Source organism: Acinetobacter celticus (genome assembly GCF_001707755.1).
GTDB lineage: Bacteria > Pseudomonadota > Gammaproteobacteria > Pseudomonadales > Moraxellaceae > Acinetobacter > Acinetobacter celticus.
On the sequence record NZ_MBDL01000001.1, the window covers coordinates 57,724 to 74,919 of the forward strand.

The following is a 17,196-nucleotide window of genomic DNA, read 5'->3' on the forward strand; positions in this document are numbered from 1 at the left end:
TACTCCTTACTTACAGACAATACGCATTGGCTGAGAACTAGACTCTTTTGCTTCCTTCTCAGTAATATTCAAATCAAATGAACAAGTTGCGTTATCGCCATATAAAACTGACATTTTATGGGTTCCAGCGGTGATGCCATATAAAGTAACCGATCCATCCGTCGTAATTGGATAGACATCTCCATTCGCTAGATGAAGTTCAGAACCCGGCTTAAAGTTTGCGCCATTCATATCTTGTGGTTGCAGTGTCAGCATAAAAGTATGCTGAATTGGAAAGTCCACCACATAGCCACGTTGGTTGAGTGTTGTTAATGGTTTAGATGAAGCATCATATTTTTCTTCGATTGGTAGCTGATTTTCATCAAAACCAATATCATATTTAACATAAGGAACAATATCATGTACAAAGGCATAGCCTTTTTTATTGGTTTTCTCTGCGCGGTTTAATGCACTTAATACGTCGATATCTGAGTAATTACCCACCTTAACCAGTGCAAATGCATTATTAATAGATTTCGTAAAATTAACCTGCCCATCCAAAAATGCGATTGCACCGCTATATCCTATAGTTGAATCGCTTTCATGCTCATACTGATAATGTTGCAGACTCAGGTCACCAGCGCGGGTTTTTGCAACCACATTGACACTGGCAATGTTTTCATCCTGACGGCGGTTGGCACCAAGGGCATAATCCAATCCAACTTGACTGCCACTGTCATGTACATATTGAACACTGGCATTGTTATTATCCGTTGCATAATTTAAATACACTTTATTTCGGATATCAAAATTATAGCTTATGCTTAAAATCCCGCCGTTATCCTTAACCTCGCCAAAGCGTTGAAAATAACCTAATCCCAAAGAAAGATTATTCCCAATCAGTCTATTAAAACCAATATTGAAGATTTTTTCATCATTAAAGAAGCTGGCACTATTCTTATAATATGTTTGTTCTGCATAACTCATGTTTATATTTTGAAAAAAAGGCACTTGACTGAAGGTAATATATGCAAAATTCTCAAATTTAGGCACTGCATTATCCTGTAGCGGATCATCCCCGACATATCTAAAATTATCTTCTGCATATTTAGAGCTAATACCTAAGGATATCTGGCTGAATTCTTTACTTAAAGCTAAGCCATATAAAAATTTTGAGCCGTCATTCGAGTTAGAATTTAAAACAAGGGCATCTAAAACCACAAAATACGGCAATCCTTGTGTCCAAGTAATTCCCGTATTTTGTAAATCTCGAGTATATGAAATATTCGCGCCCAATGAGGTGGTTTCCCTAAGCCCTCGCCGGTAATAAAGATTGGTGAAAAAATCCCGATAATCACTGCTGTCGGTGTAATAGTTATAGCGAAGTTTCCCCAAGGAAATATTGTATTCACTCAACCCTTTACGCAACAATTTATTATTAATTAAGATAGGCAATGTTTTAACGCTTCGGTTGCCCAGTACATCTTCAACAACAATTTGCGCATTCCCTGTATAGTTAACCTGTGAACCAGTCTGCAAGACATAATCACCAGGACTGACCTTTTGATTATATATTTTCACGCCGTTCATATACAGCTCTACAGTTGACGGCAACCTCGCCGTACCTTGCAGTTGTGGGGTGTTCCAGTAAACAAAACCTGGGCGTTCTAAATAATTTGTCCCCCAGCTAACCCCTGCCAACCGCACTGAATTAAAAAATGGATTAGAAATTGTTGTTGTATCACCCAAAGTTAATTTGGTTAATTTATCTGGAAAATCAATATCGAGGCTCGTGCCAATACGTACGGTTTTTTCATCTTCCGCCTCACTGTTGTACAACATTGAATTTTTAAAAAACCAATAGTCCTTAAAAATACCCAAATCGATCAATCCATTGTATCCAGTCAAAATTTCAGATTTGTTATATTGCACTTCATAATTAATAAATCCTCCCAGATTGGCTTTTTCTGGTCGGTCAAATTCATAAAGCCCGTAACGCCCAGTCAAAAAATACTGGCTTGGAATACTGAGCTTAATTGACTGGTTTTCTTCATCAAAATCGGCCTTCATTTGATCATTTGAAACCAAACAAAAGTCATTCGCACCGTTTAGCTGGATTAAAACCTTAGCATCAACATTGCGTTCTGTTAACAAAGCACATTCGATATAATAATTTGTATCACGCTTGATTAAAGTTGCATCTACATTCTGATTAAGATTATTTATCCATAAATTGGCAATAAATTTTTCCGATGGTAACTCATTGGCATGTGCACTTATTACCAAAAAAAAATTTATCATGACTATTATTCTTTTATTTATAGCCATATTTATTCTCCCAATATTAGTTAAATAATTTCATTTCAACTGGTTTTTTCGAATTATTTGTTTCTAGTACTACGCTATATTTTTTTGCATTTGCTAAATTAATATTTTTTAAATCATAAAAGATTTTATTCTTAGCTAACACATAAGCCATTGTATCATTGCTAAAAATAATTTTTTTTTGCTCATCCAATATTTTTAAGTTCGTCACTTGTACATGGGAATTCGCAAGATTGTTTAAAATCAGCTTATCATTTTGTACATTAAAATTAACTTTAAGCTCATCTTGCTTACCAACAAACAAGGGTAAATTAAAGTTTACTAAAAATTTCACCATCGTTTCATTGCCCACTGGGGTAATTTCATCAATGATCATCCGCCACGCTTGTTCACTCGCTGGATTTATACTCGATGCAACTGCAGGTGTAAAACCTACGCGTATCGCTTGATGCTTATTCGGCTGTAAAATAAAATTTTTAGGATTGATAATAATATTATTATCAGGTTCCAAAACATTTTCACCCTGTTCGTTTTGCGTCCACTTAAATACCTTGACTTCAAAAACTCGCTTCTCTGTTTCATCAACAGATTCTAAAGTAAGTGTAGTCGACCTTTGCTTATTCGGGTTGTCTATAAACATCTGTACAGGAGAGACTGAAACCCCAGCAAAAGCTTTGATGGTACACAGTAGCGATGTCATAAAAACCAATAAATTTTTTTTCATTATTTCGCTCTTTTTTAATTGTAAGTAATCTGACTCACTGCTAGCAACAAGTCAGATTCTGCTTTCTTATTTATACTGTACTAAAACTTACTATGTTCAGTAAATAGTCACTTTTAGTAATATACACGGATTTTGTATGTATCAGTATAGTCACCAGCTGCTGTTGTTGCAGGAACGGCAAATTTGGTACGTGCTGTCACAGTGAAATTATCAACTGATAAACCTGCATAGTTATTGTTACCCCAAGTTGGGGCAGCAGGGCCGGCACTACCTGAAGTTTTCGCAGTCGTAATAACTGTGTCAATTGTGTCACTGCCATTTTTCACAAACGTATTATTACTGGTATTGGCATTTGCTGTAGTTAAATTCAAAATATAATGCGTATTTGTGGTTACGCTATAGCTTGAAGTCACATTGCTTGCATCTGTTTTTAACACCAAATCTTTTGGATCAGAAATAGTACATTTTTTAGGTACGGTTAATTTAATTGGAATATCTCGGCTACAACCAAGCTCTGTACAGCCTTTCCAGCGATCATTATCATTACTACCACCGCCTTTATCTGCATCATCTGCAAAAACGCTTGCTGAACATGCACCTAGTACTAATGCTGCTAAAGCAGCTTGAGTCATTTTATTCATGATGGATTCTCCATTAAATTATTATCTAGCCACCACTTCCTCGAATCCGATTGTTTAACCATATTCAGAAATAATCTAACAATCTTCATTTCTCCTAAGGGCACAGCCATTGTTCAACAAATCTCACAAAAAATAATATATAGTGCATTTTTCACACAAACAGTGAATTAGGTCACACTTTTACATAAGGAAATGAATAGAAATTGTTGTTTATGATCGGTTTTTAAAGACCACTTTAAAGCTAATGATTAAAATAAAATTAAAAAAGCATTTATCTTCCTGACAATATGAATTGCTTTCTAAGCTAAATTTAATGTGTTTTCATACACCTAGCTTTTATTAAAAATTACATTAAATTACATTTAACTAGATTTTTGACTTATTCTTTTTTATTTTCCTTATAATTTTATTTACTTTTCACGTATTTTTTTTTATAAATTCAATTGAATATTCAAGTTTAATCAAATTATAAAATACCAATACCAAAAAATAGGGATTGAAACCACGAATATATTGTGATGCAAGTCGCATTTAATTACATAAAATGTCACAAATTTACTTAAATTTTTAATACGGTATCAAAAAAATTATATAAAACACACAATGTATTCAATTTTTAGAATTTAATTTTTAAATGATTTTTACTCTTTTAATGCCCAATTAATCATAATAAAAATTCATCTTTATCCACGTTATTCTAATTTTTAAATTATTGATTGTACTTATGCCTTAATGGTCGATATCCCGCTTTAGCATAAAATTGCAGTAAAAAATATCCGACATGGCTTGGCCAATTAAAAGATGGTTTTTAACTAACGACTCTTTTGAAATTTTGATAAACAGCATAAAACAAGCACCAGATTTGGCTGGTGCTTGTTTTAAAGAATAAACCTATACCAAAGGCGTGCTATTGAATGCGATTAAGTAAGCCCTTTTCTACTTGGTAGAGCTGACCGTCACCAAAATCTATCTGTTGATTTTCCCCATGTAAGGTCGGAAAACCCGTAATTTTCTCTAATTGTGGCGAACGTTGAAACTGCTTCGTTTTAGGATTATACATCCAGTAGATAAAGTGTTTATCTTCAACTTTCTTGCCTTCTGACAAATCTGAAAGCACGACATCATAATAGCCGTCAAAATTAATATCTAAAAAGCCAATACTATTTGAGAAAGCATTAAATCCCGTAAGGCTTTGCAAAATGGTATTGTCAGTTTTGTTGATAATATCAACACGCTTTAAAACTTTTCCTGATGCCTGTTGCGTATCTTCATTGCCATAAAATTTAAAGACAATAATAGGTTTATCTACAACCTTGAATGCAGGTTCAAAATCAATTTTATTTTTTAGACTTCCATCAATCGTACTCAGTACCGCCGACAACTCTCCTGTATTGGCATTTAAGTTTCCATCTAAAGTATATTGAGTTACGGCTTCATCAGAACTATCAACACTGACCGATTTTAAATTCAGTGAATTGCCCCTCTGCACTCCTTTAAAGGTAATACTTTTATTTTCTGTTAGGTCTTTTAAAGTCCCATGCGGGTTCCAAATACCGGCATATAAGTCTAGAAAATATCGATTATCGGCAGAGCGCAACATACGTTGCATAGAAACACGAACATTATTAAAAGGTTTGAGCTGTTCGCTAATTGTGGCGGTGCTTTCAGCAAAGCTGAAACTTGAAAGTGATAATGCAATAAGGCACAGGAAACTTTTAGTTTTCATTGTTGAACTCACATGCAGAAGAAGATGTTTTATAAGTACTGTATCACAACACTTTTACAACATAGCCAACATCTATTTAGGAGTTTTGAAACCAACAGCCTATTCAATCCATCTTTTTCAAGATGCCAATTTTTAAAATTTCTTTCAAGATGATATGTCTAGATATCCAATGAATCCGTTATTTTTTAAGTTACTGAAATCAAGTTATGGTTTCTGAATTATATTTCAACTTCTCAATAACCTGTTTTCTCTGAAACTCTACATATCAGCCTCATGAGCCTAATTCAAGAATGAAGAAGAGTTCTTGCTCAACGTAAAACTATCTACTTTTTGAGAAAATCTATTGCTCAAACATTAATAACCATTCCTCATGAAACATCTAAATCAAATAATCCCAAACCTATATATTCAAATGGATTATTGAAACCTTCTAAACAAGAAAAACTCAGGCTAGGTATTTTTTATATTCTTAAACCCACCTTACAGCTGACCTACTGAGATGATGTTATAATTCCCACCCATAAAAAAACCCCGCTTACGCAGGGTTTTATAGCATAAAATCAGCTAGATAAGAAAATTAGTTCTTTTCTTTATCTACGATTTTATTTGCTTGAATCCAAGGCATCATTGCACGAAGTTTATTACCCGTTACTTCAATACCATGCTCAGCGTTTTGACGACGACGTGCAGTCATAGATGGGTAATTCAATGCACCTTCGTTAATGAACATTTTTGCGTATTCACCAGATTGAATACGTTTAAGTGCATTACGCATTGCTTCACGAGACTGTTCGTTAATTACTTCAGTACCCGTTACATATTCACCATATTCAGCATTGTTTGATACTGAATAGTTCATGTCCGCAATACCGCCTTCAAACATCAAGTCAACGATCAATTTAAGCTCGTGTAGACATTCGAAATACGCCATTTCTGGTGCATAGCCCGCTTCAACGAGCGTTTCATAACCCATTTTAACCAATTCAACCGCACCACCACAAAGAACTGCTTGCTCACCAAAAAGGTCAGTTTCAGTTTCTTCACGGAATGAAGTTTCAATAATACCGGTACGACCGCCACCTACGCCTGAAGCATAAGAAAGCGCAACGTTACGTGCATTACCAGATGCATCTTGATGAATCGCGATTAAGTCAGGTACACCTGAACCACGTTGGTATTCAGAACGTACTGTGTGACCTGGTGCTTTTGGTGCCACCATGATTACGTCTAAGTCAGCACGTGGTACAACTTGGTTATAAAGAATAGAGAAACCGTGAGCAAATGCTAAAGTCGCACCTTGCTTGATGTTTGGCTCAATAACGTCGCGGTAAAGCTGAGATTGAAACTCATCTGGCGTCAAAATCATAACCACATCAGCTTGCGCTACAGCAGCAGGAACTTCAGCAACTTTAAGACCTGAATTTTCAGCTTTTTTCCAAGAAGTAGAGTTAGCACGTAAACCAACAGTTACGTCTACGCCCGAATCTTTAAGGTTAAGCGCATGTGCGTGACCTTGAGAACCGTAACCAATAATCGCTACTTTTTTACCTTGGATGATCGATAAGTCTGTGTCTTTATCATAAAAAATTTGCATTGCTGTCTCCGCTTAAATGCTTTGTTTCCCTACTTAATAAGTGAGTTCTTATTTTCACTCAATTAAGTTCCTTTCTTTAAAATAAGAAAGGGTGTATTTATTAAAAAAATTAGATTGTTAAAACTTTTTCGCCACGTGCAATACCTGACACACCTGAACGAACAACTTCAAGAATGGTATTTTCTGCTAAGGCATCAATAAAACCATCAATTTTTTCAGTCGTACCCGCAATCTGAATGGTATAGGTGGTTGGTGTTACATCTACCACTTGCGCACGGAAAATATCCGCTGTGCGTTTAATTTCAGCACGTGCTGAGCCTAAAGCTTTCACTTTAATCAGCATCAACTCGCGCTCAATGTGCGCACCTTCAGACAAATCAACGACTTTCACCACTTCAACCAATTTATTCAGTTGCTTGGTAATTTGCTCAATTTTATGATCATCGCCATAAGTGGTTAACGTTAAGCGTGAAAGGGTTGGATCTTCAGTTGGCGCTACATTTAAAGTTTCAATGTTATAGCCACGCTGAGAAAACAAACCTACTAAACGAGAAAGCGCGCCTGCTTCGTTTTCAACGAGTACAGAAATAATGTGTCTCATTTTGTACGCTCCCCTTTGCTTAACCACATATCTTGCATCGATTGACCCGCAATCAGCATTGGATATACGTGCTCTGAACGATTTACCATGACATTAATGAATACGCATTTATCATTAATAGCCATTGCTTCAGCCAGTTTAGATTCAAGCTCATCTTCATGGTCAATTTGAATGCCCACGTGACCATACGCTTCCATCAATTTAGCAAAGTCAGGTAAAGAGTCGACATACGAACTTGAATGACGGCCTTCGTAGTTCATATCCTGCCATTGTTTCACCATGCCTAAAGCTTGGTTATTTAAGCAAAGAATTTTCACATTTAAGTCATATTGCTTACAGGTCGATAATTCTTGGATACACATCTGAATAGACGCTTCACCGGTAATACATACCACTTGCTGATCTGGGAATGCAAGCTTGGCTGCCATTGCATATGGCAGGCCTACTCCCATCGTCCCCAAACCACCTGAGTTGATCCATTGACGCGGACGCTTATATGTATAGTAATTAGCACCAAACATTTGGTGCTGACCCACGTCTGAGGTAATGATCGCTTCGCTGTTGGTCACTTTATCTAAAGCTTCAACCACTTGTTGCGGTTTCATCATCCCGTCAGTGGACTTTTCATATCTCATACCATGGACTTTGCGCCATTCATTAATCTGAGACCACCAAGTAGCCATATCTTCTGGATTTGGCTTAGACACATTTAATTGCTTCAACTGTGTCAGCATTTCCTGAAGCACAGGCTCTACTGCGCCCACAATTGGAATATGCGCCATGATGGTTTTTGAAATAGCTGCAGGATCAATATCAATATGAATCACTTTCGCATTGGTACAGAATTTTGCTGGATTATTGGTTACACGGTCATCAAAACGTGCACCAATCGCCAAGATCACATCTGCATTATGCATGGTCATATTGGCTTCATAAGTACCGTGCATTCCCAACATCCCGATGAACTGTTCATCATCACCAGGGAAAGCGCCCAAGCCCATCAAGGTATTGGTTACTGGGAAATTTAAGGTATGCGCAAGTTCTGTCAATAATGCAGACGCATTGCCTTGCACCACACCACCGCCAGAGTAAATAACGGGACGTTTTGCATGCAAAAGCTCATCAATGGCTTTACGAATCTGACCAGAGTGACCACGATGTGGTGGCTGGTAAGAGCGCATTTTGACTTTTTCAGGATATTCGTAAGCGAATTTTTCTACAGGATTGGTCACATCTTTTGGAATATCGACAACCACTGGGCCTGGACGGCCAGATGCCGCAATATAGAATGCTTTTTTAATAATTGCAGGAATTTCGCTTGCATGGCGTACTTGAAAGCTATGCTTCACGATTGGACGGGAAATCCCCACCATATCTGTTTCCTGAAACGCATCTTCACCAATCAAATGCGAAGCAACCTGACCAGACAAAATCACCATTGGGATTGAGTCCATATATGCAGTTGCAATTGGAGTAACAGTATTGGTCGCGCCCGGACCTGAAGTGACAAGTACAACGCCAGTTTTACCCGTTACACGCGAATAAGCATCGGCCATATGACCTGCAGCTTGCTCGTGGCGCACTAAGTAATGGTTAACTCTGTCTTGTTGAAAAAGCGCATCGTAAATATGTAATACGGCGCCGCCTGGGTATCCAAAAACATGTTCAACGCCTTCGTCCGCTAAAGCGCGAACTAGCATTTCACCACCAGATAAAAGTTCCAACGTGATTCACCCTAATCTTTTTTAGTCGCATAATGGGAGGCACTTGCGACACTTCATTCATTGACTGTGTGCATTGTTATAGCACACATATTTCATAGTTTTCATAGCAATAGGAAAAAATTATGATCTGACTGCTGTTTGAGCAATATGAGATCTAAAACATACTGGGATAAGCACATTTTATTCGCTTTGTTCAGCTTCTCGGCTAGAGAAGTTGTCCATTGCATGACATGACACTTATTCGAAGGGTGATCGACTAAGGCATATAAAACTAAAACAGCATTTTTGTTGTTTCAACTATTAAAGTCAAGTTTAAAAATTAGCTTTTTTCTGTTTATTTACAGACCGTTTATTTTTTAGGCGCAATTCCATATTTTGAACAATAATCAAAACTTTTGTTTTATGTCGCTTTATGCGTAATGCATAATTTTTCCTTATATATCGAATAAATATATTTAATCAATATTATTTCAACTCAAGACATCCTCATCAAATAATTATAAAAGTTTGAATTAGTGCTCAAAAATAACGAGTAAAATTAAAACAAGATTTGTACTTTTTTCACCCACCTAACCTTTTATCGAATCAGGCTTAAAAAGGGATGGCATCCCTGCTCAAAATAGCGCAAAATTTTGTTTTCGAATGCAATAAAAATTGTATTTCCAACAGGATCAAGGAACTGAATTTATTATGAAAATGTCTTTTCTTAAATTGGGGAGCGTAGCCTCTACTTTCGTACTCATATTTATGGCACAAAGTAGTTTTGCGCAAAATTTTTATAAGTGGGTTGATGCTAAGGGGTCAACTCATTACACCTCTACACCGCCACCTAAATCTGCACAAAAAAAAGGCAAAGTAGATACCCATGGATGGAAGAATTCATCACCAACTACATCCAACAATCAGACGCAGTCAGAGACTCAAAATGCGTCTCCTGCACATGTAGACACTAAAAACGCTGCTTCTACATCACAATCAAGCACCGCAGAAAAAGAGCAAGTCCATCAACAAGCACAAGAAGCTTTACGCCAAGGCCAAGCGGTTTCTGCTGAACAAAAATAACAATTCAGTTTATCTACACGATTTTCCCTCAGAATAGCGCGCGCAAAATTCACTTTTAGGTGCATTTTGCGCTATGCTGTGTAACAAACTTTTTAACCATTGTTCTTATATTACGTTTATGACTACTCACATTGACCCTGAATATCAAGCCAGTGCGATTGAACCTACTGTCCAACAGGACTGGGAAACTCGCAAAGCCTTTAAAGTTGCCGACACTGCAGAAGGTCCACGTCGATATATCCTCTCGATGTTCCCCTACCCAAGTGGCAAACTGCACATGGGTCACGTGCGTAACTACACCATTGGCGACGTGATCAGCCGTTTTCACCGTCTCAAAGGCGAAACCGTGCTTCAACCTATGGGTTGGGATGCCTTCGGTCTGCCTGCTGAAAATGCGGCGATTGCGCATCAAGTTGCACCGGCAAAATGGACCTTTGAAAATATCGCGTATATGCGTGACCAACTTAAAAAATTAGGTCTTTCTGTCGATTGGGATCGTGAATTTGCAACCTGTACACCCGAATACTATCACTGGGAACAATGGTTATTTGTTCAGCTGTACAAGAAAGGACTGATTTACCGTAAGCTTTCTACAGTGAACTGGGATCCTGTCGATCAAACTGTCCTAGCCAATGAACAAGTTGAAAATGGTCGTGGCTGGCGTTCAGGTGCATTGGTTGAAAAACGTGATATTCCAATGTATTACTTCCGCATTACAGACTATGCACAAGAATTATTAGACGATTTAGATACTTTAAAAGATGGCTGGCCACAGCAAGTTTTGACCATGCAACGCAACTGGATTGGTCGTTCTCAAGGGATGGACATTAGCTTCCCTTCAGCCAATACTGACGTTTATGCAGATGCTTTAACTGTATTTACCACACGTGCCGATACCTTAATGGGTGTGACCTATGTTGCTGTTGCAGCAGAACACCCTATGGCGCTAAAAGCAGCTGAAACAAACCCTGAATTAAAAGCATTTATTGAAGAATGCCGTATGGGTTCAGTGGCAGAAGCGGATCTTGCTGTGGCTGAGAAAAAAGGCATGGCCACAGGTTTGTTTGTGAAGCATCCTGTAACGGGTGAAGAAGTTCCTGTTTGGATCGCTAACTATGTGTTGATGTCTTACGGTTCTGGCGCAGTGATGGCGGTACCTGCACATGATGAACGTGACTTTGAATTTGCCAATAAATTTGGTTTAAACATCAAACAAGTCATTGATGCCAAAGGTGCAGATGATGCCGACTTTGATGCAACAACTTGGCAGGAATGGTACGGTTCTAAAGAAGGCAAACTGGTCAACTCAGCAGAATTTGACGGTTTAGGTTTACAAGGTGCATATGATGCATTCCTTGCTAAATTAGAGCCTACAACACTTGCGAGTACAAAAGTTCAGTTCCGCCTACGCGACTGGGGTGTTTCTCGTCAGCGTTATTGGGGTTGCCCAATTCCAATGATCAACTGCAACACCTGTGGTCAAGTTCCTGTACCTGAAGAACAGCTTCCTGTCATTTTACCAACGGACGTTGTGCCAGATGGTTCAGGCAATCCATTGAATAAAATGCCTGAATTTTATGAAACTAAATGTCCATGCTGTGGTAGCGATGCACGTCGTGAAACAGATACATTGGATACTTTCGTAGAGTCATCTTGGTATTATGCACGCTATGCATCACCAGATTTTACTGGTGGTCTGGTGAAACCAGAAGCAGCGAAAACTTGGCTTCCAGTCAACCAATATATTGGTGGTGTTGAGCACGCAATTCTACATTTATTATATGCTCGCTTCTTCCACAAATTGATGCGTGATGAAGGTGTAGTTGAAGGTAACGAACCATTCACCAACTTGTTAACACAAGGCATGGTACTTGCCGATACCTTCTACCGTGAAGCAGATTCAGGTAAGAAAACGTGGTTCAATCCAGCCGATATCGAACTTGAAAAAGACGAAAAAGGTCGCGTACTTTCTGCCAAATATAAAGAAGATGGTCAAGACGTCGTGGTTGGCGGTCAAGAAAAAATGTCGAAATCGAAAAATAACGGTATCGACCCGCAATCGATTATTGAGCAATACGGTGCAGATACTGCCCGTGTCTTTATGATGTTTGCAGCCCCACCCGATCAATCACTTGAATGGTCCGATGCAGGTGTTGAAGGTTCAAATCGTTTCTTGAAACGTGTTTGGCGTTTGGCTTCAAGTTTCCTTGAAAAAGGCAATCATGCAACTGCAATTGATGTGGCAAATTTGTCAGTGGCCGCACAAGACCTACGTCGTAAGACACATGAAACCATCCAAAAAGTCGGTGATGATATTGAACGTCGTCATGCGTTCAATACTGCAATTGCCGCTTTAATGGAATTGCTAAATGCGAACAATAAATTTGAAGCGCAAGATGATAACGACATTGCTGTAATACGTGAATCGATCACTGCACTTCTTACTTTACTTGCGCCATTTGCACCGCATTTAAGCCAAACCTTATTGGCTGAATTTGGGATTGAATTAACCACGACGCTATTCCCACAAGTGGATGAGTCTGCGTTAACACGCAATACCCAAACGATTGTGGTGCAAGTCAATGGTAAACTTCGTGGCAAATTAGAAGTCTCTATCGATGCCTCTAAAGAAGATATTTTGGCACAAGCCAAAGCTTTACCAGAAGTACAACAATTCTTAACTGGCCCGACCAAGAAAGAAATTGTGGTACCAAATAAATTAGTGAATTTGGTGGTTTGATAAGCTTTTAAGCCTCCCTTTATAAAGGGAGGCTTGGAGGGATTTATATAAAAAATCTCCCCTAACCCCTCTTTAAAAAAGAGGGGGAACTAAAGGCGATAAACAATTCCTAAACAAAGCCCGTTGTCATTCAACGGGCTTTGACTTTACAATTCGACTCATTGAGTAAAACAAAATTTGCCTGATTTCCCACACTGGGACAAATAAATAGAGGACACCACATGCATTTGGTTCAACGTGTTGCTGCAATTGTACTAACCTTGGGTCTAGGTGCAGGCTTAACAGGCTGTGGCTTCCATTTAAAAGGCACCAATCCGAATGTTGCACCCGTAACATATGCCAATATGAAATTGGTTTTACCCAAAGATACTGAAGAACTTGAAGAAAAACTCAATATCTATTTAGGCGCTGCTGGTATTAAGTTAAACAACGCCCCTCAGTCTTACACCCTGCATGTACTTGACTACTCTCCACGTCGTTTAGAGCTAAATGGTAAATTAGTCGAAACTTTACTCCGCTTAAACGTAACTTTCCGTATTGAAGATGCACAAGGCAAGCCTGTGACTGAACCACGTACCGTGATGGCAACCCGTTCATATCAATATGATGTCGCAACGGTCAATACCGATGATCAGGAACAAAAATTCCTGAATCAAGTAATTATTGATGACGTTGCCCAGCAAATTGCTCGTCAAATTTCATCGAATCGCTTACCTTTAGCGACTCAACGGACTGCACAACCCGCAGTAACGTCTGCTCCCATCTCTAAATAAACAGAACATAATCAATGAAGCTCGATTACTTGCAAGCCTTAAAACGTGTTGATGAAGCGCGAGGTGCTTGGGTACTTCATGGCCAAGAACCGCTTTTAGAACAGAACTTGGTGGATACGTTCCGTGCAAGTTGGCTAAAGCAAGACATCGAGCGGCAACGTTATGACATCACCAGTGTCAGTGACTGGAAAACCGTTTTTAACGCCCTAAACAGCTTATCGCTATTTTCGAGTCAATTGGCGATTGAAGTGCATGGCAATATCAAACCCGATGCCAATGGACTCAAAGAATTAAAAAAATATTTGCAACACAATGAGCAAAATTTACTGCTGGTAGTGATGCCGAAACAAGACAGCAGTAGTCTAAAAACCGCTTTTTTTCAAACCATTGATGCCAATGGTGTCAATGTTAATCTAGTGGCCAATTACCCCAAAGACCGTCAGCAAATTTTGGCGGTAGAAGCTCAAAAACTTGGAATTCAACTGGCCAACGATGCATGGCAATGGCTTGAGCAACATCATGAGCACAATTTACTGGCTGCCAAAAATAGTTTAATGCGGGTCAGTGACACCTTTACCGACGTTGCTGTCATTCAAATTGATCACCTACATTCCTGTCTGCAAGATCAATCTCGATATACCACCTTTGATTTAAGCGATGCTTTATTGCAAGGTGACTTTGGGCAATCGGTCAAAATTTTCCAATATCTCATTGCCTCTGGCGAAGCAATGTCACTGATTTTATGGAGCATTAGCAAAGAAATTCGTTTGCTAATGCAACTGTTTGAACAACCACAAAATGCATTACAGCTGGGCATTTGGAAAAATAAAGTCAGTCAATATCAACAAGCCCTTCGCAGACTCGACCCCAACAGCTTTCTGGCTTGGCCGTCGCTCTTACTGCGTATAGATGCCTCTATTAAAGGTCTTGGGAATGAAAATGCTGAACATTTGGTGTTTCAAGCGATTGCGGGGCTATGTGGTAAACCATTATTTATGGCACCAACCAGCTAGCTGAAAAACCGCGAAAACCAACTTTTCCCTTTTTTCTGTTCCTGCACACGCAAATAATGCAACATATTGTCTCTCACACTATCCACATAGTCTTGATCATCATGCTGAATATGGTTAATCAGCCACTTTGACAATAAGCGATGCAGATCATTCTCAACCGATTCGCCAAGCTCGAATTTTTGACGGTAATCATTCAGGCGCTTAACGAATAATTGGTGAATCCCCTTGTGAGAAGGCAAATACTGATAATGCACTTGCTCCAATAAGTTTTCTTCAAAGCTAAAATGAGATTGCGTGTAATCGATTAGATCATTTAAGACCTCTCTAATCTTGTCGCGCTCACCGCTCCCCCGAATACTCTCCAAAGCATTAATATAATCTAAAATTTGGCGATGCTGATTATCAATCACATCAATACCAATATTATAATCTTCATTCCATTCCATCATTCGCCCCTTATAAATTTCTATTTTTAAAGAAATATTTTTTGCACAATCATTGTACAAATTTCTGTTATTATGAATCCCATAATTTCTTTATGGGATTAAATACTACAAGTTTTTTAAACTTAAATCTATAGACAAAAGATATAATTTTCAAATTAGTTAAACTCGATTAGTACTTGTATTTTCAGCATAATTTTAAGATATAAACAACTTAGGATTAAAATAGTTCAAGTACACATCATTCAATCAGTTCAAATTTTCTGTCCTAAAAAATCTAATATTAAAAATGTAAATCATCTTTCTAAAACATATTTTTATTGCCATTTTTATTGTCTAACCAACACTGATGCAAGAAATAAGAGAAAACCTAGTGTATTAAAATCTTTACCCGCTCAATCAGCAACTTAAAATAATAATCATTTCTATTTAGCATAAAATATTCACGATTTATCCTCATTTAAATCTTATAATCGGGACATTCTCAATTTATCTACACCAATGACTATGCCAAAAATAAAACCGACAAAGCTTCTAATTGCCGTGGTCTGTATCCTTGCTGTTGCACTCACAGCTTGGTACTTTTTCAAGCCGAAACAAGAGCTTCCTCAATACATTACTGCTGAAGTCACTAAAGGGGATTTAGAAAATTCTGTACTAGCAACCGGGGTGCTTGAAGCCACCAAAATGGTCAGCGTCGGTGCGCAGGTTTCAGGTCAGGTTAAAAAAATGTATGTTCAATTGGGCGACCAAGTCAAACAAGGTCAGCTGATTGCACAAATTGATTCAGTACGTCAGGAAAATGATCAAAAAACCGCTGAAGCCAGTATTAAAAATCAACAAGCACAACTGGCAGTCAAAGATGCCAATTTAGCCAAAGTCGAAGCAGAATATAACCGTCAAAAAGCCATGTATGCACAAGATGCAACCTCACGTTCTGAATTAGAGTCGGCATTGGCAAACTACAAAATAGCGCAGGCTGACATTACAGCAATTAATGCACAAATTGAACAATCGCGCTTAACCTTAGCCACAGCGAAAGAGGATTTAGGCTATACCCGTATTGTGGCGCCAATGGATGGCACTATTGTCGCGATTGTGACTGAAGAAGGTCAAACCGTAAACGCCAACCAAAGTGCACCGACCATTGTTAAATTAGCAAAATTAAATGATATGACCATCAAAGCTGAAATTTCTGAAGCGGATGTCATGAAAGTTGAAAAAGGTCAGCGTGTGTACTTCACCACCTTGGGTGACAGCGAAACCAAACACTATGCAACGCTACGCCAAGTTGAACCTGCACCCTCTTCTATTAACAATGAAAACAGCAATAGCTCGACTTCATCTTCAAGTACGGCCATTTATTACAATGCCTTATTTGATGTACCCAATGAAGACGGTAAATTGCGTATTGATATGACCGCTCAGGTGTACATTATTTTAGATGAAGCTCGCAATGTGTTAACCATTCCTGCAGCAGCCATTCAAACCTCAAACCGTTCACGCGGTCAATCAAATAATAATGCTGACCGTGCTTCTGCCAACCAACAACAACCACGGGCCAATAAAGATGAGACGCAAGCCAACCGCCCTAAACGCTTAGAATTAACAGCTGCAGAAAAAGCCTTGGTTGAACAAGGTAAAGCATCTGTTGCCATGATTCGTGTGGTTCAAGCAGATGGCACAGCAAAACCACAACCCGTATTAATTGGATTAAATAACCGTGTAACTGCACAAGTCATTCGTGGTTTAAAACAAGGCGATCAAGTGGTGATTGCCGATGGTTCAGATACGTCGAATGACTCTGCAAAACGTAGCAACCGTGCCGGTGGCGCGCCAATGAGAATATAA

13 protein-coding genes are annotated in these 17,196 nt (G+C 38.6%); 5 read left to right on the forward strand and 8 right to left on the reverse strand.

What is annotated here, in order from left to right; genetic code table 11:
- Positions 1-6: 6 nt before the first annotated feature.
- The 7 genes from BBP83_RS00290 to BBP83_RS00320 all read right to left on the reverse strand — a co-directional run bounded on the left by BBP83_RS00290 (position 7) and on the right by BBP83_RS00320 (position 9,314).
- Positions 7-2,307 carry a fimbria/pilus outer membrane usher protein gene (locus BBP83_RS00290; protein ID WP_068885435.1) on the reverse strand — a complete coding sequence of 767 codons (2,301 nt, stop codon included), beginning with the start codon at positions 2,305-2,307 and terminating at the stop codon, positions 7-9.
- A 16-nt stretch (positions 2,308-2,323) separates the two neighbouring features.
- Complete coding sequence (locus BBP83_RS00295; RefSeq protein WP_068885436.1) at positions 2,324-3,028, reverse strand: fimbrial biogenesis chaperone; 705 nt, start codon at positions 3,026-3,028, stop codon at positions 2,324-2,326.
- Between the two features lie 113 nt (positions 3,029-3,141).
- Positions 3,142-3,669, reverse strand: coding sequence for a hypothetical protein (locus BBP83_RS00300; RefSeq protein WP_068885437.1), 528 nt, complete (start codon positions 3,667-3,669; stop codon positions 3,142-3,144).
- Positions 3,670-4,576: 907 nt separating this feature from the next.
- Positions 4,577-5,395 carry an XAC2610-related protein gene (locus BBP83_RS00305; RefSeq protein ID WP_068885438.1) on the reverse strand — a complete coding sequence of 273 codons (819 nt, stop codon included), beginning with the start codon at positions 5,393-5,395 and terminating at the stop codon, positions 4,577-4,579.
- 577 nt (positions 5,396-5,972) lie between these two features.
- Entirely contained in the window at positions 5,973-6,989 is a 1,017-nt protein-coding gene (ilvC, locus tag BBP83_RS00310; RefSeq protein ID WP_068885439.1) for a ketol-acid reductoisomerase, read from the reverse strand.
- Between the two features lie 109 nt (positions 6,990-7,098).
- The gene (ilvN, locus tag BBP83_RS00315; RefSeq protein WP_068885440.1) at positions 7,099-7,590 is read right to left on the reverse strand and encodes an acetolactate synthase small subunit; all 492 of its coding nucleotides are present in this window, start codon (positions 7,588-7,590) and stop codon (positions 7,099-7,101) included.
- On the reverse strand, positions 7,587-9,314 hold the full coding sequence (locus tag BBP83_RS00320; RefSeq protein WP_068885441.1) for an acetolactate synthase 3 large subunit: 1,728 nt from the start codon (positions 9,312-9,314) through the stop codon (positions 7,587-7,589). The genes ilvN and BBP83_RS00320 overlap by 4 nt, the downstream gene beginning before the upstream one ends.
- Positions 9,315-10,010: 696 nt before the next feature.
- Between BBP83_RS00320 and BBP83_RS00325 the strand changes: the two genes are divergently transcribed.
- From BBP83_RS00325 to holA, 4 genes are all read left to right on the forward strand, one after another.
- Positions 10,011-10,376, forward strand: a complete 366-nt coding sequence (locus BBP83_RS00325; protein ID WP_415502393.1) for a DUF4124 domain-containing protein — start codon at positions 10,011-10,013, stop codon at positions 10,374-10,376.
- Between the two features lie 118 nt (positions 10,377-10,494).
- A complete protein-coding gene (gene leuS / locus BBP83_RS00330) occupies positions 10,495-13,116 on the forward strand; it encodes a leucine--tRNA ligase (protein WP_068885937.1) in 2,622 nt (873 codons plus the stop codon).
- 221 nt (positions 13,117-13,337) lie between these two features.
- Positions 13,338-13,889 (forward strand): LPS-assembly lipoprotein LptE, encoded by a 552-nt coding sequence (locus tag BBP83_RS00335; RefSeq protein ID WP_068885443.1) that lies wholly within the window; start codon positions 13,338-13,340, stop codon positions 13,887-13,889.
- A 14-nt stretch (positions 13,890-13,903) separates the two neighbouring features.
- Positions 13,904-14,902 carry a DNA polymerase III subunit delta gene (gene holA, locus BBP83_RS00340; RefSeq protein WP_068885444.1) on the forward strand — a complete coding sequence of 333 codons (999 nt, stop codon included), beginning with the start codon at positions 13,904-13,906 and terminating at the stop codon, positions 14,900-14,902.
- On the opposite strand, the gene BBP83_RS00345 is transcribed toward holA, so the two are convergent.
- Entirely contained in the window at positions 14,899-15,348 is a 450-nt protein-coding gene (locus tag BBP83_RS00345) for a bacteriohemerythrin (protein ID WP_068885445.1), read from the reverse strand. The genes holA and BBP83_RS00345 overlap by 4 nt on opposite strands.
- Before the next feature lie 513 nt (positions 15,349-15,861).
- Here BBP83_RS00345 and BBP83_RS00350 point away from each other — a divergent pair.
- Entirely contained in the window at positions 15,862-17,196 is a 1,335-nt protein-coding gene (locus BBP83_RS00350; RefSeq protein WP_462897980.1) for an efflux RND transporter periplasmic adaptor subunit, read from the forward strand.